Genomic DNA, 18,175 nt, shown 5'->3' with positions numbered 1-18,175 from the left:
TGAAGAGACTAATAAATATTTTCGCCAACGGAGACGTCCGCGCAGGACAGGTAAGCAGCTATGAAAATAACTCCAAAGACTACTCGCGAAGAATTAGCTGCTATTGTTGTTCAAAAATTGAATGAGCATCAGATTAATGCTGTTCTTGTAGGTGGATCAGTTGTAAGTATTTACACGAACAATAAATATGAATCCAGCGATCTCGACTTTATAAGTTCTGCCAGTCAAAAACGAATAAAAGAAGCGATGCATGAGCTTGGCTTTGAAAGTCGCGGAAAAGATTTTATCCATGCCGACACAACATTCACGGTTGAATTTCCCCCAGGACCAATTGGAATAGGCGATGAGCAACCGGTTATTCCGGAAGGCAGTTTGAAAGTAGGCAGCATAAATATAGTTATGCTCTCGCCTACTCAATCAGTCATGGACAGACTAGCCTGGTTCTTTCATTGCAATGACCGTCAATGTCTAGATCAAGCAGTCTGGATTGCAGAGAAACACCCGATAAGTCTAGAAAAGGTTGAATCTTGGGCTGGTCATGAAGGACAAGAAGAAAAATTCAAAGTTTTTCTTAGTCGATTGCGTAGTATTTAAAGCCCAAAACCCTATTTGGTCTCACCTTTCACGAAGGTACCAGGCTTGTCGATTGCCTTAATTTGTCAGCCAATTTTGGTCGGATGTCATCACCGGTTTTGTCCTGCTCGGAAAAACGGTGATGCAGGACCGCTGGAACGGCAACAGCTAAGTCACTGATTTGATTTTCTTTTTTTAGTCGATTGCGTAGTTAGTGCTAAACGCCGCTGCGTAACCCAGGGGGGCACCCAGGTTACGACAAGAAGGAATCTTGGTGGCAGCAGTCGTCAGGTCGAGCCCGGAAAGCTCCAGGTGCGGCTAGGATTTGGATTGGTGGATAGTTCAACCTGACGAAAGAAAAGATAACATACGTATGTATGTGTGTCAACTGTTTCCTGTAAAATTGTTTTGGAAGAAAAAGGTGGGCTAATTTATGGCGAAATTTTCAATTGCGGAATCACTTGAAGTCGGTTGGGACATTGCCAAAAACAACTTTGTGATATTGCTTGGTGCATTTGTAATTACATTATTGTCTGGCTTGTTGCCCTTTGCGGCAATGGTTATTTTCACAAATGTAATTGGGCCGGATTCTTTTGTATCGCAAATTTTTGCCGCTGTGGCTACTTTTGGCGCCGTCATTCTATGGTGTGGGCTCGGCATGGGATGGCTGAAAATGTCACTTGATTTGATTGATAAACGTCCTGGCGATTTTAGCCAATTGTTTAGCTGTTTCCCGCTCATATTTAGTGGAGTCGTTGCTTCTCTGATAGCAGGTATTGCTTTTCAGATTGGCTCGTTCTTCCTTCTTGTACCGGGAATAATCATTTTCATAAAACTGCAGTTCTATCCTTTCTTTATTGTTGAAGAAGGATGTGGACCCATCGAGGCTTTGCAAAAGAGCTGGGAAATAACCAAGGGTGTGAAGTGGCAGTTATTTCTCTTTGATTTAGTTATGCACCTGATGAATGTTCTTGGTTCGCTGTGTTTTGGGGTTGGTGTTTTTGTTACTGCGCCAATCACTCTCGTTGCCGGTGCGTTTGTTTTCCGCAAATTGCAAGCGTCATCGCAAGAAACTAACGCTCAAACGCCCTCTCCCGTGCAGTAAATAAGGCACTTTAGTTAGATTTTGCCGTTGATGGGGGATCTTACGATTGCCACGTCAGTGGTTGAACACTAAGCTCTACCTGGCTTTTGGCTTGGTGGATACCTATGCCCCCAATAGATAACTGGCTTGTATTTGATTCAACTAGTGACAAGAATTTGCCACCTGTTAATCCCAATCGTTGGCTTGATGTCATAGCAGCCAACACTGAGTCGACCGATAAGCCGGCTGAAGTTCAAAAGAGAGTTGAACTCTGGAAGCCGGACAAAATCTTTTTAGGCATTGATGTCACAAGCAGTATGTCCGAGCAACCACTTGCCGGAATGTCTCAATTCAGTGTGAACTGTGCTGGAAATACAGAATCAGTCACGGAAGGCATGAAAGTTGATACACGCTCGAAGTTAGACCAGCTAAAAGACGTCCTTGCTAGCTTTGTAAGCAGTTTAGATGATGCCGCAGCTTGCGAGGGAAGGATCTTTGGCTTGTCTGTCAATCCTTCTTCTCATGATGCATTTTTTGATTCAAGCAAGAAGAATGCTGAACAGACAGGAATCCTCTTTGGAGATGGAAAAGAAGTTCTAAGCCGCAAACAAATAGCGGAGCGAATTGGCAAACTACGACCGGACGGACCAGCCACGGCTGTTGCTAACGCAATCAACGAATGCAGAATTGATGCAGAGAAAAACGGCAGCAAAAGACCCTTGCTTGCTCTCTGGACAGACGGACAGGAGAATTGCGGCGGAAGTGTCTGCGCCGAAATTGAAAAGTTCGCTGAGGAATTTCCGGACGGACGTATCGTTGTGTTTGGTTTGGACCCAACGGTTAAGGAGCAGTTTGACTGTGTTGGATTAAAAGCCTATGGCGATAGATTCAAATACGTTGATGCACGTGATCCAAATAAGTCCCTGGAAGTCTTAGGCAAAATGTCCAATCAAGAGGCACGTGGCGAATTGGTAAATAAGGACGTCAACGGCAAACTTGTTGAGGAAGAGTTGCGAGGCAAAGCTTTGCCTTTCAATCCGAATATACCAACTGACGGGTTCTACGGCGAAGTCTTTGGTGAGCTTTTACGTAAACGGAATAAATAAATGTCTTTGTTCGAATACACAGGTTCCAAGTTCGAATCGGAAGATGGACAGTCTTCAGACATAGTGCGCCTTCCTTCCGATTTTAGTTTGCTTGCCCTGGTGAAAGAGCAGACCAAAGCAAAAGACACTTTACACAATGCACCTATTTTGAAGCCGCTCAAGCCGTTGATGGATGATCGGAAATTCGAAATGATACTTCCACGAAGCAAGCAGGAAATAAAGGACACTCCCCTAACATCCGAATCTCTAGCTAGCTTTGAGACGCACAGCAAAAGTATTCTGGATTGGTGTAAGGATGCTCAAAGGCTTCTCCAGGACTCTACCAATGACGGACAATTGAATAGACTGAGTGCCGAATGCACAAAAGGTAAAATTAAGACAGAGTCCGATCAGTTGAGTGAAGATATTCTAGGAACTGTTGTTCCAAGAAATATGCCGCAGCTTGTCGGTCCATGGCAAGAACTTAAAGCAAGTACTAGGGACGTTGTGGATACATTCCCTCGTATCGGCAAAGCAATCGACGATCGCAACAAACCGGAAGCAATTCGTTTGCTGAATCAAGTAAGCGATGAGCTGAATCAAGCCTTGAGAGACGGGTTTGATCGTGCCTCGGCAGTATCCGATAGATTGTCCAGGAAGCAGAAAGATGTAACTGCCGTCGACAACTTGTCTGCAGAAGATAGGCAAAAGGCTGCTCAGGTGAAGATACTGAGTGCCTATCAAACTCTGTCTCATTTCGTATCCGGCATGCGCTACAACGTTGAGACTCTTTCTCAGCGTCCTTACGGCGACATGGACGAGAAAGATTGGGCTCGTCTGTCCAATAATTATCGTTCGTTTCAGAAAGAGCTTAATGGACTGAAGGGTGAATTCAATGGACAAACCATGAAGGCCTTGGAAGGACGACCGGAGATTACAGAAGCTCAGAAGAATCTTCTGAAAACTTTTAGACTGTCAATTGAGAAGGCTATGCCTGCTCTGCAGTCACTGGATAGGACTTCGCCTATTCAAGGCTCATCCCTTGCTCCTGTTTACTCAGGTCTGGTTGAACAGATATCCGACATCCAAAAGTTGTCGGACAGAATCTCTTCCAAGGCAACTCACCTGGCAAACGAGTTGGCATTAAAAAAGGAAATCAAAACAGCCCCTGCTTGGAAAAAAGATTTACTGGAGCAAAAGCTAGTCCTTTGGCAGCATCTGCCTTTCGCTGATGGTGTTGTTGACATGCGCAACGCAGCCTTTTCAATTGCCGAACAGTCCGAAGGGAAAAGTCGCATAGATAGACTCGATAAATTTGACTGGGCACGCAAGTGTAGAAATGATCTATTGAGTGCGGACGAGGAGTTCCAGTCGACTAATAATGTCGATGAATTGCAAAAGCTGGAAGAGTTAGATAAGTGTCTGTCGCTTAGTGCACAACAAATTGAGCAGTTGAGACAGTTCCATCACCGCTATGCGCAGGTACAGCCTGATGTCGAGGCAATTCGAAAAGCAGTTGAATCATCCGATTCAATTGATGTTGGCGCTATCGATAGTGAAAAAAGAGCTCACCTCGATGCTTTGACTTACGACAGGGCTGGCATAGTTCGCATGATTCGCGACCTCGACACTGAGATTTATGCGCGGACTCTCAAGGAAACAACACCTGAATCACTAAAGCCGTTACTTACCCAAATGAATAGCTACGACGAATTCGCCAAGGTTGGAGAAGCGCTGGATGATATAGAGCGCGGTACACGGGATATTCTGTTCCTTACAGGTGGCTTGTACTCCAGAGAAGAAACTGCCGTGCGCATGCAGGAAGAAGCTCCTAAGGTTTTGGCAAGGATAAATACATTCAAGAAGTTGGTTGACACAGAAAAGCAACAGGCATTGTCTGCCATGGTCGGCTCATCTCATCTAACGTCGGAACAAAAACTGCAACTGACCGGGTTCTATAGCAGTGTTCAAGCGCTCGTGCCTCAAGTCGAACAGCTGGAAAGAGACATTCAGTTGGGTCCCGGAAAGAATTTCTGGAAAGTCAGCAAGCTCGTGCGTGAGCAAATGGATGTAGCTCATGATCAGGCATTTAAAATACTTCTTGCCGGTTTCGACCTTCATCGCAAATTAAGCGATGGACTTAAGACGGCTAAGTAGCTATGGTATTTCTGTAGGCTCAGTCTTTAGCGGTAAGTGGTTCACCATCACATTTATTACGCAGGCTGCCGGCAAAGCAAAAATAATGCCCATAATTCCATCAAGGCGGGCGCCGACCATAATGGCGATAAAAATCAAGATTGGGTGAATGCCAATGACATTGCCTATGTATCTCGGTGCTACGACATTGTCTTTTACTTGTTGTAATACGCAGAAGACAGCTGTAAGTATTAAGCACTCAACAATTCTGTTGCCTGGGCAATGATCCATGCCGTGGATTAAGACAGAGATTATTGCCGGCAGAAAACCTAGCGGCGGTCCTATTACGGGTACTACTTCCCAAGCCGCTAAAACTAGTCCGAGTAATAAGGCGTAGTGCACGCCGAGCAGAGAATAAACAATCATCATTACTATGCCAATGCCGAGTCCTAGAACAATTTGACCACGGAGAAAAGACTGCAAGGACTTGTCCATGTCGGCTGCCATTTGTTGTAATGCCGAACGCTTGTTGGCAGGAAACCAGGAAATGAATCTGTTTTTGATTTTGTGTCCGTCAAGCAATAGATAAAATCCGGTAACGGCTACGGAAATGGCATAAACCAGCCAGGTCATAGTGGACATAGCTGCACCGCTTACACGGTCGAATATCAAGCCGGTGTCGGGTGTTGGTATGTGCGAAGCAATGGCACTCATAAAGTCTAATGCCTTGAAATGAAAATTGGTTGTGCTGAACTTTTGTTCCAGACTCATAAGAGTGTTTGTAAGCCATTCGATAAATGTTGGAATGCTAACGACAGTTGTTTCAGCAAGCTGAGTCACCTGATAAACGATAGCCGGCACAAGAAGCACTAGACCTGCGGCTAAAAGAATAGCTAAAACGATGTAGACAATTACAATCGCCACGGCTCGCGGCACGAATCTGTTGATGAAATCAACAAGGTTGATAATTAGATAGGCGATGAGAATAGAGACACCGATGATTCGCAAGATATCAACGAAGAATATTGCTACTTGAAAGAGGAGAAATGAAGCAACAAGCAAAAGCACGGCAATTGTGATTTTGCGTTGCCAGCGACGAAGTTTTTCATCCTTATTATCGATAGTAAGTTCGTTTTCGCTCATTGAAGTTTAAGCACTTCCCTCAAATACTGAATTTTGTTTTGAACTTCAACTCTGTCAGGAGTGTTTGGATCAGTTTCCAAAACTTTGCGGTACTCAACGTAAGACTCATCGTACTCATTGAGTTTCAACAAACAATCTGCCAATTGCTTATGTAATTTCACATCGTTAGGTTTCATTAAGAGCGCCATTTTTACTTCTTCGGCTGCGTCTTTATACCTAGCCGTCTGCAAGAGAACCTGACTCAACCGCAAGCGGAATTCAGGATCCATGGGATTACGTTTAATTGCCTCACGAAATTCCGGCTCAGCTTTTATCAACTCACCTTCTCTCATGAGAATGAGCCCAAGATTGAAATGGTAGTCTGAACGTTCCGGTTTGATTTTCAAAGCAAGACGCATTTCTCTTTCCGCGTCAGCCAAATTATTCATGTCCTTGTGCAGCAGTCCTAAATTGTTGTGGAAAGAAGCGCTATTTGGGTTGAGTTTAATTGCCTGCTTGTATTCTTCAGCAGCTTGCTGATAGCGACCTTGTCCCTGCAGAGCGATTCCCTTGCGACTGTGTTCTTTGGCAAGTTCAATTGAGGATTGCGCTATAGCTTGACCGCCCAAAAGGGCGGATAGGCAAATTACGGATAGGAGAATTTTGCTTTTGGTCATGTCTAGCTAAATGTCCCCTTGTTATCCGATAACTATGATTTGATTGACTAACTCCATATTATAAAAGCTTAGCGGTAATATATTGAGCGCTCAAGGTAAACATAGTTGGTTGTGAGATGGGAAACTTGAAAAAGAACGTTTTGTTGGTAGTTCTTGGAATATCTTTGCTCTTAAACGGAGTGGGGGTTGTTTTCTTCATTGGCTTTTTGCAAGCCAAAGACCAGTATCAGGACATGAAGAAACAGCGCAATGAACTGTACAAGAGCATTACTGTCATGCGCGCCGCCGGAGTTCTCAGTCCGGAAGGTGAATCAGTAATTCGTAAGGTATATCGCAGTCATGTAGACGGCATAGAGGATGCCTACGGGATGATGGCACCCTTGGCACCGCCGCCGCAGAAGGGGCTGACGCTAGTTGTCTATATGCACGGCATGGGTTCAAACTTCCTTGAACCGTTCGTCAATCCAGCTGATCAACCGATTGCCAAAGCAATCGTCACCAAAGATCCAAGTACTGTGTTTATGTCTGTTAACTACAGGGGCAAAGCCTCTTGGGGCAATGAAGCATCCATCTCGGACATAAGCCAAAACATTCGCGAAGTAATGGCTGAGTATCCAATTGACAAGGTGATTCTCGTCGGTACCTCCATGGGTGGTTGTACTGTGTTGAACTACGCGACAAAAGCACCTCAAGATATCAAGGACAAGCTGCAAGGCATAGTGAGCGTGGAGTCCGCTGGTGATTTGGCTTTACTTTATAAGCAAACCAATCATCCGGCAGTGCAAGGGGCAATGATCGAGGCTCTGGGCGGAACACCTGAGCAAAAGCCAGAGGCTTACGCCGATACTAGTTTTTTGCATAACATTGGTGCTTTGCCGAAAAACGTAAATGTTGCCGTCATTTCAGCCAAGCAAGATCACATAGTGCCGCCGCGCCTGCAAAGAGATATTGTGGACGCATTGATAAAGCAAGGTGTGCGTGTCAAACTCATTGAAGTCGATGAAGGACACGGTGCACCAGAACCGTCCGTGTACTTAGCCGGCATGGACTTCGCCAAAAGTGGAAGCTAGTCAGTAAGGGGGAATGTCAATGGTTTCTGAGATTTCGAATCCGATTCAATCAGGGGCTGAGGTATGGATACCTGAGTTCGGCATGTTTGACACCATGTATCTTGAGCCGGACAAGAAATATCAAGGTCGCCTTTATCGCATTTCGCCGGATTCAGTTCGCATGATGTCCGAGCTTCTCGGGTTCACGGCACGTTTTGATGCAATCACCGTGCGCAGTGCGTATGTTGATGTCGTAAAAACAGAAGGTCACGCTGCTTTTGAAATCGATCGCAATACCAAGCCGACAGATATCGGATTACGTTATTCACGTGATCGGTGGACCGGCTCTGATTCAACAGCCAATCAAGGTGAAGACAGACTGCGCCCTTGGCTGACCACTTTTTACGAGGCAAGATTTTTGCCGGAGAAGACACTTTCGACATTGGCTGAGCATCTGCGCATCAATGCAGAAGACCTGGTCAATTTCTATGTGCGCATCAATTTAAAAGATCGCATAGCTGGTCTCATTGCTGAGGATAGCCAGATAGAAGCATTTCCATCCGGAGCGTTTTCTGTCTTTGCTTTGCCTGAGGGACATGTTGCGGTAATTCCATTAACCGAGATTGCCGACAACGCTAATCAGCCTGCTAAAGCTGCCCCGGCTCCACAATTCGCCAGTAGTTATGCCACTAGCGAACCGGGTCCGAAGTATGCAACCTATTCCAAAAGCGAAATAGATTTGATGCTCAAGCAGAATGCAGATAATTTAGCAAATGCGCTCAGCGGAAAAATATCTGCCTTGCAGCGTTCAGTTCAAGATGCCTCAGCGTCTCAAGAAAAGTCATTTGCTAAGGTTATCGATAAGTTCACATCGCAAGTTGATGAAGCACGCACCAAAATTGATGCTACTTCTAAGTCCGCTCAAGAAACCACTCACAAAGAGCTTGATCAGTTCGGAAAGCATTTAGAGAAAGAACTTGAGCAATTTCGTTCTCAAATCAACAAAAATATTGCGCCTTTATCAAAGACAGTTGACGATAAAGTGAAAATGCTTGAGTCGATTAGCAAAGCTGGACCAGCTGCTCTTGCGCCTATCATCAAACGCTCAACTACAATCGTTGTGGTGGCTGTTGTGATTTCCGCAGCACTTGCTGTTGGTGTGCTTATGCCGCAGATAATGGAAATTTCTTCTTTGCGATCGCAAGTGACATCACTCACGGAAAAAGTCGACAAGTTGAACACACCTGCACCGGTTGCTCCGGCACCGGCAGAAACTAAGAAGTAAAAGAAACGGGCTTTTACAAAGAGCCCATTTTATTCGTTTATTGTAGGGGCGCATTGCATGCGCCCTTTAACTAATACGTTTAACTAAGTTTCTTCCAGCGTCCACGATAGTGGAGCTTCTTCCATTTGTTGTCCACTTTAACAAACACGTCTGTCGCGTTGCACTTTTCCTTATGGGGATTAGTGCCGCCGAATTCGCGCAAAGCTGTGAAGGTAACAACAGCGGTATTGCCGCTGACCTGGGCATACGGATGCACGATTGTGTAGGAAAGCAGCGGATTTTCACCACTTAGAGAGAAGCGTTCTAATTTGGTTTTCAAATCAGCTAATACTGCTTCTTTGCCGACTACCAATTTTTTACTGCCTTCATCGAAGGTGGTGACGCTTTCATCGAGATATTCTGCAATGGCAGTTAAGTCATGCTTATTGACGGCGTTAGCCAGCTCTTGCAAGGTATCGATTACCTTGGCTGATTCTGCGCACGCTGCGTGCGGCTCGATGCACTTAGCCTCACAGCTAGTGTTCATAGAAAGCGCTGGGGTGGTTTTGGACTCTTCCGTTGCCTTTGGAGTCTCTTCTGCCATGACGTAATTTGCGCTGAATGCCAATCCTAGTAATAGTGCTACTGCTAGCTTCCCTGCTTTTGCCATCTTCTCGCCTTCAACCTCCATCCTCTTGCAGTGCGCTGATATTTCCTAATAGCCGGCTTGTCTCAGTGCTCTGTCTACATCCCGCAGTGCTTGATCGTTTTGATCCAAGTAATCTCGCAAGCGGCCAATTTTGTCATTGAGGTCATTCAATTGTGAGCTTAATCCATCGAGAGCTTTTTGCAAGTAGGCCCGTTGATTCAATAGAGCGTCTCTGGAACGCATCAGATTGTTGTATACAGTAGGATTTTGTCCTGCATGTCCTGCGGACATCACCCCGAGCGCTAGGACGAATCCTAAGCTAACTGCGGCAAATAGCTTCAACTTGACTTGCTTGCGCATGGCCTTTACTCCAACCACCATAAAGTTGTCATTAGTGTAAAAGCTATCGTCAAAAATTGAACAATGAATAAGCAAGGTTTAACCTTGCTCTTAACTATATTGCTCCTTTCTAGAATGTGCGACCTCAAGAATTTCTTAACATTCTAAGACACTTTTCCGAAAAGTAAAGAGATTGCCGGATGTCAGCATAATTCAGTTGCCATGCATATTTGATCGATATTTCTATTTTGCAGAACTGGCCTTACGCGACTGCCAAATTTCGACCGCCTTAAGGCGTTTCTTGCCGCCTTCAGCGGCAACTGAAGACAAGTCTTGAGGAGACAGAAGTTTGTCGAAGACTCGATCACCAATATTTGCCGCAGCTTTAGATGTCTTGTAGCCTAATTCTTGAGCAATTTCAGTCCAGCTTTTGCCTAAGGCTAATAAGTCCAGCATGCGCGCTTCTTTTGCTGAAATGTCGTCTCGTAAAAACACATGACGCATTTGCGCTGCAACGATAATCACATCGCCGCGAATTGCCATCTTCAATTCAGACAACATTGATGGCACATCGGCAATTCTTGCTCGCTTGCACAAGTATCCGTCGCAACCGGCTGCTAAGGCGCGCTCTCCGTCTGCTGCTGCTTTGGAGTTAGTCAAAACAATTACAGTCTTATAGAAATTGTAGACGTGTCGTAATTGCTCGAGTATTTGAATGCCGGCAAGTGAATTTACAGTTCTATCGCCAGGCGATTTCGGTAATTGCAGATCAAGCAACACACAATCGCACTGGGCTAACTTAGGTGATTTGATGTAATCGATTGCTTCTTCGTAGGAGCTAATTAAATCAACAACTTCCAGATCTGGATCCTGCTCGATTGCACGTCGCAAGATCAAGGCAAAGTCTTCGTCATCTTCAACAATCAAAATTCTAGTCATTGTTGACCCCATTATTGCCGTCGGACGTTGTTTCCTCGAGAGCCGGCATTGTAATTGTAAAAGACGTGCCTTTCCCTACAATACTTTCCACCGTTATGGTTCCGCCTATCTTTTCAATCAACGTTTTCACGATATCAAGACCAAGCCCTTGTCCATCCTTCTTCTCCGGATTGACCCGGTAACCGGCTTCAAATATATGCGAAAGATGTTCTTTGTCGATACCCTTTCCGTTATCTGCCACTATGACGTGATGCTTGCCGTGAAGAGAATCCATTTGCACATTGACGTTTGTTCTAGGCGGATTGTGTTTGAGCGCGTTGCGCACAATATTGTCGATGATGCGAGTCAGCTCTAACTTATTTGCTTTGACCAATAACTTGTCTTGTGGGAGTGTCCATTCCAATTTTGAACCTTGCAAATTGGCTAAGGGTGTCTGCAGATCAAGTGTGTCAGCGACGGTGTCGGCCAAATTGCATACTTGCATGTCATTTGATTCAAGAGGCGTTTCGTAGTCATAGGACTGTACTAATTGATCAATAAGTTCACAAAGTTTGTCCGAATTCTTGACCAGTCTGGCAATTTTCTCCGGAGCATTTTTTGTTTCGGTTCCGTCTTCTTGTAATTCCGACAGAGTCCAATTGAGAACGCTGACAGGCGCATTTAAATCGTGATTTATCCTGCGTACAAATTCCTTTCGCCTTTGTCTATCCATCAAGATTTCCCTTGATTGAGCTTCTGCTTCTTGCCGTTTCAAATCGGCTTCATATTTCTGCTTGGCCAATTCGAGCTTGTCTTCGGTTGCTTGCACTCTAGTGTGAAAAGCGTCCTCTCTTTCACGTTCCCTCTCCCACATAAGGGCAGCAACTGCGCCAAAGCCGAGTGATACCGTCGGAACAAATACAGGAACAATCAAGTGTCCATAGACAAATAACAGGCAGGCAAGTAAATAGGAACAAAAGACGATGAAGAGAATGAACGCCAAATCGGCCATTAGCCGAAGCGTTCGCGATACAGCTAAATTACTAAAGTACTTATCTGAAGTTCGTTGACGGGATTTCCAATAGATCCACAAAAGTGCCCCACCAAAAGATACGCTAAGTAGATAGTAAACTGCTCCGGCAACGTAGTCTAATCGAGTAAACCAGCTTCGGCGAGCAATTGTTTCCAGTGAATGAACTAAGATTTCCGATCCGCTCATTTCACTGAGACCGGAATTGGTTAGGGGAGTGCTGTAAACGTCGGTGACGCTATCGCCCATGAAAACAATTGCTCCTTTTAGCGTCACATCGCGATAAGTGTGATCTGGAGACACCATTTGTTTGCGCTTTTCGGGGTCCAGCAAATAAGTTTGGGGACGCACCGGATAAAGATCTGAATTGGGTGGTGATGCAAAGTCAATGTCTAATGGATCCGGGAGATTGTTTGGAACTGTCTCTCCAATTTTTTGTAAAGCTTTCAATACGATTGATTCGTGTTTGTTACTTTGACGAACGTCTAAACGGCGTATTACCTGATCTTCGTCAGGTGTGATCCCGGTTGTACCAGTGTATTTCTTCTCAACGTCCTCAATGCTCACGTGCTCAAGCTTGGCTAATTCTTCAAGTATTCCTCCAGGTCTTGTGTGTTCTTCCAGCATTCCACGTGAACTGCTGGTTCTGTTAATCGTGTGAGCCATAAGCACAGGCACTGGAGGTCCGTGTTTTCCGGTTGAGCAGTTATGAATAGCCTCAGCCAGCTTTTTGTCGTCGGGGCTGAACTGAGGGAAATCGTTGTCTAGAATAATTAGCTTAGCGCCTGACTTGCTTAGATAGTCAATAATATCGGCGACGGTTCCACGTGTCAGTGGATATCTGAGAAGCGGTTTCATCCATGGAAACTGTTGCACTGCATCAAGTGGTGGTTCATCTTCAACCAAGTGATTGAACAAGACAATTTTGTGCATTACGGGCGGATGATTTGGTTCAATTAGCCAGCTTAATGTGTAGTCCCACGCCCACCATTTTCGTGGAATCTCATGCTTCTCATGATAATCCCACAGTGAGTTCCAATTGAGTCGTGACAAACTTTCTTTGGACCATTTGAGAAAGGGTCTTTGTTCAAAATGCCTATTTATTGACTGTAATTCCTGTCGCCACGTTAGGCGTGTTAATTCAAGAAAAGACCCAAACAAAAATGAGGCTGCTGTAAAAGTAATCAACAGACCGAAATAATAATTACGTTGTGTAGTATTTTTTTGCCGCACCGTTTAGCCAGTCAATGCACCTTTGAAGCATTTATTTTGGAAGAGTCAAGCCGCTTTGGATAGTAAAGTTGCCGCCAGTCATTGGGGCGGTTGTATTTATATTGATAGGACTGCCCATGGTCGCTGTCGTATTTACTGTTGATGGCGGAATAAACGAGTTCACGACAGGCATGGTCGTAGTTGGTGGAATGAACGTGTTTACTACAGGCATGGTCATGGTTGGCATAGTTGCCGTTGGTGGCACGAAATTAGTCATCTGTGGCATCGCTGTAGTCGGTGGCACAAAATTAGTTACTTGAGGTACTGAAGTAGTAGGCGGTACAAAATTGGTTAGTTGCGGTAGTGGTGCGGTTGTTGGTGGAACAAAGTTGGTCACCTGGGGGAGAGGTGCCGTTGTTGGTGGGATAAAGTTAGTTGTTTGCGGAAGATTGGTCGTTGGCGGAATGAAGTTTGTCATCTGTGGAATATTGGCGGTCGTTGGCGGCACGAATGTGCCTTGCGGCATTGGATTCGTTGGTGTTTGACCTCGCAAATTGGTTGATGAGATATTTCCTGTAAGGGTCTCAACAGCGCCAGTCAAAACACCTGCCGGCAAGTAGCCGGTAAAAGCTTGAGGAGGTAGCGGTAAGGCATAGCCGACTAAGGGACCAACCAAATATTGATCAGCCATTGGTACTTTCAGAATACTGGCAGTTTGGACTGTTGGTTGTGCTACCTGAATATTGGCTGCGTCTACAACTCCAGTTATTGTGTCGCTAGGCGTGACCAGGGGATTTGTCAGTATTGGAAGATTGGAAGTGATATTTGGATTCGGTGGTGGCAAAAGCGGCGGCAGGTTATTGAGTGAGTTTTGCACCAGGGCTAAACTCGGCAACTTGAAGTTAAATCCCTGCACGAGAGGATGCAGCAATAGTCCTTTTGCGTCGGCCGGATAAAGCCTTGTTTCTGCCTTAGCATCCGAAAATACCATGATAGGCGCCTGACCGGGCGCAGTCATTTCATGCAAATCAGCTAAAAGAAGTTTGGGTTTTACTTTCACTCCGCCGTCGTATGAAGCGTTTTCAATTGCCTCAATACCGTCATGAAATACGGCATCTTTTAAATTGTTGGCTATTTCCGCCAGTCGTCCTGTCGGCTTGTCTGTGAGCTTTATTGGTATTTGTTCATTTGCTGTCTCGTCTGTTGTTTCCACAATGTCCTCTGCCGGGTTAGTAGCTGCAGGTGTTGCTGTCGGTTGTGCCTGACTAATAGGAGGCAATGGATTGCTTCCAGGTGTACGTACTTCATATACCGCTCCTGGATTTAGTCTAATGACACTTTTGTCGAGACGATTCATTACTTCGACTACGCCTTCAAGAACGGTGATTCTTGAAACGTCATGTGTGGCTTGCACCATGACTGTTGTACCGCGAATGCGTGCTTGCAAGACTTTTGTCCAGACGAAGAAGTCCTTTTTGTCTTTGCGGTGCTTATCCAAATTGAATAGCATTTGTCCGCCTAATAAATAGACGAGGCGCTGATTGGGAGCAATTGCAAATACACTATTTGCCCAGGCTCTAGTTGTTACGTTTGGCCAGGTTACTTCAGCCCAGGATTTGTCCCCTGTGCCGACCTGCATGCCTTCGTCCAGGTTATCGCCTGGTCGAGCAGGTTCAGGATCTGCCCATTCATCCTTTTCCCAGTCTACGAAACCGCGTTTAAATACGGTACCATGCGTTTCCGCCACTTTTGCCGATATGGCAGACGAGGACGCCGGCGTGGCTGCCCCTGCCCAGGGACAGGAAACAACCAGACTTAATATTAACGCTAGAAATTTCGGACCAGTTGCCACCTTCGCCTCCTAAACGCAGCCAACTCAGACCCGTAATAACTATTAGTTATATGCCCGTGGCTACGCCCTTTGTAGCAATCAAAAAGTGCTTAAATTAGGTCTAGAAAACCCGTAAAATAGCTCCAGAAAGGTACACTGCACTGATTTAATACTAACCAATTGCTTTCCAACACGGCAATTGGAAAAGGTAGTCTCCCTAACCAAATATGAGATTGTGAACCATTTATCTGAATCTAGTCGCTACGCTATGGTGCTGCTATTGGCCTTGCCACTGGTACTGACATTTATTAGTTACCTGATTAAACGACTATATTGCCGCACTGAGGCGAAATCGCAAGTTAAATTGGCACCTGCTGAAATGGCTTTTCTCGCACGTGATGGTGATATGACTCATACAATGGTTGTTCTGGGATTTGATCTGTTTCACCGCGCACTCAAAGTTGGCGACAGTGATGGCGATCTTTTACTTCCCTATGAGAAAGAACTCTGGAAGAAGACAAAGGAGTTTTTGAGAGATAAAGCAAAACAGCATGTCGACAAAGTTAATCCCTTGCCAAAATCCTCAAATCCCCTAGTAATCCTTACCAAATTGTCCGGGTCGTACAAGGTTTTGACGACTCAAGTTCGCCAGGTCGTGCAGCAGATTTTGAAGGATCCCCGTCATTTAAAAGCTTACTTTTCTCCGGCTGCATTGGGCAGATTTGCAGCTGATGTGCTGAGTGCCCCATACAAGGAACTTATTTCATCAGAGATTACTTCTTCGCTTACAACTAGCGGTCTTATTCTCAATAAGAATAAACAAGAAGCGCTTTCTGCCTGGTTGCTGATAATTGCAGCAATTGGATTTGCCGTGATTATTAATGTTGCCTGGCGTCTTGTTCCCAATCTCAATGCTTTTGTGATTGTTCTTATTGCAGCCGTTGTTAATGCCGTGTGTTTCAAGTTAGTCATGTCGATTTCGACAATGTTGCCACTCTACAATGAAGTAACAAGTGTTCTTGATCACATATCGCACTCTAACTTGGCTGTTCGTTTTTGTCGAATCCTGAGCTTCATCATACGCACGCTTTTGATTGCCTTAATCGCGATGTTTATTTTGCTCTTGGTCTGTGTCGATCTATTGGTGCTGCTCGTATTCACTGCCGGTATGGCGCAGACTCTATTGTTTGATGTCCTTCTCTTGAGTATTAGTTGTTTATCTGTTCTCTCCATCGTCTTAGATAGTGTTTGGATTAGGTCGACGCCTGCGCTGACCGACGCCGGAAAGAAAGTCATTGAGCAACGACGCAAAGCCTACTCGAAGGCAAATATTGTTGAATCATTCAAGAACGTTCTGACAAGCTCTGATTATGATGGCAAGGTGTCGGAAATGCTGGCAGTCTATGGTTACGAAACGCTTTGGTTGCTTACTTAGGCTTCTCAAGACGATAAGATAGGAAAAACTTTGAGGTTCTAGTGATGAAAAATGGTCGTGGTATTCCAGAAGGCGTGAGAGTAATTATCACGGGAGCTTCTTCAGGTATTGGCAAGGCGCTTGCTACTCAGCTTGCCTCTCAGTACAAAGCGAAGTTAGTGCTTAACGCTCGCAGCGTGAAACTTCTTGAAAGTACCGTCAAGTTAGTGGAAGCTGCAGGCGGGCAGGCAGTTGGTGTGCCTGGCGATATTGCTGATGAAAACTTGTCCAAAGAGTTGGTTTCCACCTGTATCGACAAGTTTGGTGGAGTGGACATTCTTGTAAACAACGCCGGCTTGGCTAAACCAGGAAGAATTGATGAACTGACGACGGAGGATTGGAAGTATGTGTTTGGCGTCAATTTTTTTGGCGCGCTTTATGCAACTTATGCGGTGCTGCCTGTTTTTATGGCACAAGGGCACGGCAAAATAGTCAATGTCTCTTCAGTTGCCGGCAAGGTTTCATTTCCGGGAAGCGTTTGTTACGCAGCTTCCAAGTTTGCTATGACCGGCATGTCTGAGGGCATGGGTGCTGAGTTGGCAAAGAAAAACATTGATGTGATAACAGTTTGCCCAGGCTGGGTGAGAACAGAATTTTTCGAGAAAAACAATGTCGGGCAAAGAAAAAATCCGACGACCATCTCAGAGAAAAACGACATTGAAGGTTGGCTTATGCGCAACTTGCTGAGCATCAGTTCTGAAGAGTGTGCAAATGAAGTTATGTCGGCTCTGGCAGCCGGCGGCTCGCGAGAGCTTATTCTCACAATGCCCGGAGTAGTTGTTGAAAGACTGGCGTCGCTCTTTCCGCACCTTCGCTATGCGCTTGGTAAAAGAATTCCTTCTGAACGGTGAACAATGAGAAAGCCGAAACTGCTATTAGCACTTTGGCTTATTGCCTCAGTAAGTTCGGCTCAGGCACAGCGCCTGCAGGGTGGCGTTGAACATAGTGTCCAGTTGCCGCCTGTAAATAGCAGCTTCCAGGTCGGTGCTGAATTCAATCAACAAGCACTATCGAGAATGGTGCCAAGACTTCGCTGGTACAGGGTGCCTAAATGGGCTATCGGCACGTGGCGAGTGGAAACTCTGACCAACTACTACAGGCATGATTACAAGTCTGGGCTAACAGACACCACACAAATTACCGTGCCGTTTAAGTCTGACCAACAAACGATGGGCACGCAGATGGATAGTCAGGGTGACATCTGGGACTATGATGCCTATCCGTATGTCGTCGATGTCGATTTGGTTTACGGAAAACAAATACAGCAAATTGATCTCAATGAACTAATAAAGCTCAGTGACTTGCAAATGACACAAAGACTACGAAGCACCAATCTCGAACTGAGTTCGCCGGCAAACAAAATCCTGGGGGTGTACCAGGCAGAATCTGTTCAGACTTATTCGCCTTATGGAAAAGATCTGCTGCGTTGCGTTGCTTCGGTTAAGCGATTTGATGGACAGGGACAGGCAACTGAACTTGTTCAAAATGTCTGTGCCTTAAGGCGCATAAGCGGTTTTACGCCAAAGAATATGTTCAATGGAATTGACTTAAAAGCTTCATTTAAGGCTTATTTGATAGCTAATAAGCTAAATCACTTGGTTCCAGGCTATCGACAGCCCTCTAAAGATTAAATCCTGAGCCTCGCCTACGTATTTCTCCCCCTGAATGGGAATTTCCCCACTGTGCTGCATAGGGGTAAGTACTAGACTGGCACTATCTCAATCAGGAGTGG

Annotated in this window: 16 protein-coding genes; 9 read left to right on the top strand and 7 right to left on the bottom strand. The window is 45.4% G+C overall.

Annotated elements, in window-relative coordinates; genetic code table 11:
* Nucleotides 1–60: 60 nt before the first annotated feature.
* From K2Y22_13435 to K2Y22_13420, 4 genes are all read left to right on the top strand, one after another.
* Nucleotides 61–594, top strand: coding sequence for a nucleotidyltransferase (locus tag K2Y22_13435; GenBank protein MBX9879458.1), 534 nt, complete (start codon nucleotides 61–63; stop codon nucleotides 592–594).
* 412 nt (nucleotides 595–1,006) lie between these two features.
* A complete protein-coding gene (locus K2Y22_13430; protein ID MBX9879457.1) occupies nucleotides 1,007–1,678 on the top strand; it encodes a DUF975 family protein in 672 nt (223 codons plus the stop codon).
* Between the two features lie 104 nt (nucleotides 1,679–1,782).
* Nucleotides 1,783–2,763, top strand: coding sequence for a hypothetical protein (locus K2Y22_13425; GenBank protein MBX9879456.1), 981 nt, complete (start codon nucleotides 1,783–1,785; stop codon nucleotides 2,761–2,763).
* Nucleotides 2,764–4,899 carry a hypothetical protein gene (locus tag K2Y22_13420; protein MBX9879455.1) on the top strand — a complete coding sequence of 712 codons (2,136 nt, stop codon included), beginning with the start codon at nucleotides 2,764–2,766 and terminating at the stop codon, nucleotides 4,897–4,899.
* Here the strand turns inward: K2Y22_13420 and K2Y22_13415 are convergent, their stop codons facing one another.
* Together K2Y22_13415 and K2Y22_13410 are read right to left on the bottom strand one after the other, a co-directional pair.
* Nucleotides 4,900–6,021, bottom strand: coding sequence for an AI-2E family transporter (locus tag K2Y22_13415; protein MBX9879454.1), 1,122 nt, complete (start codon nucleotides 6,019–6,021; stop codon nucleotides 4,900–4,902).
* Nucleotides 6,018–6,677 (bottom strand): tetratricopeptide repeat protein, encoded by a 660-nt coding sequence (locus tag K2Y22_13410; GenBank protein MBX9879453.1) that lies wholly within the window; start codon nucleotides 6,675–6,677, stop codon nucleotides 6,018–6,020. The genes K2Y22_13415 and K2Y22_13410 overlap by 4 nt, the downstream gene beginning before the upstream one ends.
* Before the next feature lie 125 nt (nucleotides 6,678–6,802).
* Here K2Y22_13410 and K2Y22_13405 point away from each other — a divergent pair, with 125 nt between their 5' ends.
* Nucleotides 6,803–7,747: an alpha/beta fold hydrolase gene (locus K2Y22_13405; protein ID MBX9879452.1), complete on the top strand. Its 945-nt coding sequence runs from the start codon at nucleotides 6,803–6,805 to the stop codon at nucleotides 7,745–7,747.
* 19 nt (nucleotides 7,748–7,766) lie between these two features.
* Complete coding sequence (locus K2Y22_13400) at nucleotides 7,767–9,011, top strand: hypothetical protein (protein MBX9879451.1); 1,245 nt, start codon at nucleotides 7,767–7,769, stop codon at nucleotides 9,009–9,011.
* Between the two features lie 79 nt (nucleotides 9,012–9,090).
* On the opposite strand, the gene K2Y22_13395 is transcribed toward K2Y22_13400, so the two are convergent.
* From K2Y22_13395 to K2Y22_13375, 5 genes are all read right to left on the bottom strand, one after another.
* On the bottom strand, nucleotides 9,091–9,660 hold the full coding sequence (locus K2Y22_13395) for a nuclear transport factor 2 family protein (protein ID MBX9879450.1): 570 nt from the start codon (nucleotides 9,658–9,660) through the stop codon (nucleotides 9,091–9,093).
* A 45-nt stretch (nucleotides 9,661–9,705) separates the two neighbouring features.
* The gene (locus K2Y22_13390) at nucleotides 9,706–9,999 is read right to left on the bottom strand and encodes a hypothetical protein (protein ID MBX9879449.1); all 294 of its coding nucleotides are present in this window, start codon (nucleotides 9,997–9,999) and stop codon (nucleotides 9,706–9,708) included.
* A 222-nt stretch (nucleotides 10,000–10,221) separates the two neighbouring features.
* On the bottom strand, nucleotides 10,222–10,917 hold the full coding sequence (locus K2Y22_13385; GenBank protein ID MBX9879448.1) for a response regulator: 696 nt from the start codon (nucleotides 10,915–10,917) through the stop codon (nucleotides 10,222–10,224).
* On the bottom strand, nucleotides 10,910–12,979 hold the full coding sequence (locus tag K2Y22_13380; protein ID MBX9879447.1) for a CHASE2 domain-containing protein: 2,070 nt from the start codon (nucleotides 12,977–12,979) through the stop codon (nucleotides 10,910–10,912). Before K2Y22_13380 ends, K2Y22_13385 begins: the two co-directional genes overlap by 8 nt.
* Before the next feature lie 211 nt (nucleotides 12,980–13,190).
* Nucleotides 13,191–14,990, bottom strand: coding sequence for a FecR domain-containing protein (locus K2Y22_13375; protein ID MBX9879446.1), 1,800 nt, complete (start codon nucleotides 14,988–14,990; stop codon nucleotides 13,191–13,193).
* Between the two features lie 358 nt (nucleotides 14,991–15,348).
* Here K2Y22_13375 and K2Y22_13370 point away from each other — a divergent pair, with 358 nt between their 5' ends.
* The 3 genes from K2Y22_13370 to K2Y22_13360 are packed head-to-tail and all read left to right on the top strand — an operon-like array spanning nucleotide 15,349 to nucleotide 18,074.
* Nucleotides 15,349–16,404, top strand: a complete 1,056-nt coding sequence (locus K2Y22_13370) for a hypothetical protein (GenBank protein MBX9879445.1) — start codon at nucleotides 15,349–15,351, stop codon at nucleotides 16,402–16,404.
* A gap of 44 nt (nucleotides 16,405–16,448) precedes the next feature.
* Complete coding sequence (locus K2Y22_13365; protein ID MBX9879444.1) at nucleotides 16,449–17,294, top strand: SDR family NAD(P)-dependent oxidoreductase; 846 nt, start codon at nucleotides 16,449–16,451, stop codon at nucleotides 17,292–17,294.
* A gap of 3 nt (nucleotides 17,295–17,297) precedes the next feature.
* On the top strand, nucleotides 17,298–18,074 hold the full coding sequence (locus tag K2Y22_13360) for a hypothetical protein (GenBank protein MBX9879443.1): 777 nt from the start codon (nucleotides 17,298–17,300) through the stop codon (nucleotides 18,072–18,074).
* The last annotated feature ends 101 nt before the right edge of the window (nucleotides 18,075–18,175 follow it).

Source organism: Candidatus Obscuribacterales bacterium, assembly GCA_019744775.1.
In the GTDB taxonomy this organism is placed as follows: domain Bacteria; phylum Cyanobacteriota; class Vampirovibrionia; order Obscuribacterales; family Obscuribacteraceae; genus SBAT01.
The sequence above is the reverse complement of the archived record's forward strand: the minus strand, read 5'-3'. Positions and strand labels throughout refer to the sequence as shown.